The organism is Candidatus Symbiopectobacterium sp. NZEC135 (assembly GCF_025962695.1).
In genome coordinates this window covers 1-537 of sequence record NZ_JAGFPF010001460.1, presented here as the reverse complement: position 1 = coordinate 537, position 537 = coordinate 1, and the positions used below count along the sequence as shown (strand labels likewise).

The following is a 537-nucleotide window of genomic DNA, read 5'->3' as shown; positions in this document are numbered from 1 at the left end:
GACAATAACCCAATGAAAAAAATGCAAAAGAAAGTAAATATGCAAGGCGCACGTCAAGGGTTGCGCCTGAGGGAAAGAGAAAGGCATCTGCTACAGAGCACAAGCAGATAGCGGAGGGAGTGAAACGCGTTACTCTGACATCACCCAGATTTCATGGGCAAGATCGACCACGTGGCGCAGTTTGTTCCATTGCTGCTCCTCAGTCAGCCATTCGGCACTCTCTGCTGAAGCAAATCCGCACATCGGGCTCAATGCCAATTGGTTTAGCGGTAAATAGAGTGAGGCGCCATTAATGCGACGTTTGATGCTGCGCGCATCCTCCAGTTCTCCGGTTTCGGAGGTGATAACACCGAGTACCACCGTTTGCGTTCCGATAGCGCGCAGTGTTTCCAATCCGCTGAAATGCGCATCCGCATACTCCAGAAAGAGGCTATTCACATTCAGGCGACCGAGTGCTTTGGCAATAACATCGGCAAAGGGATTGCGGTGCAGGACTTTGGTATCCAGATCGCCACTGCACACGTGCAGGCTGATATA

The 537-nt window shown here is 51.2% G+C and carries 1 pseudogene; it reads right to left on the bottom strand.

What is annotated here, in order from left to right:
• Nucleotides 1–129 precede the first annotated feature (129 nt).
• Nucleotides 130–537: pseudogene (locus J5224_RS34825) on the bottom strand (methionine synthase); the annotation flags it as partial.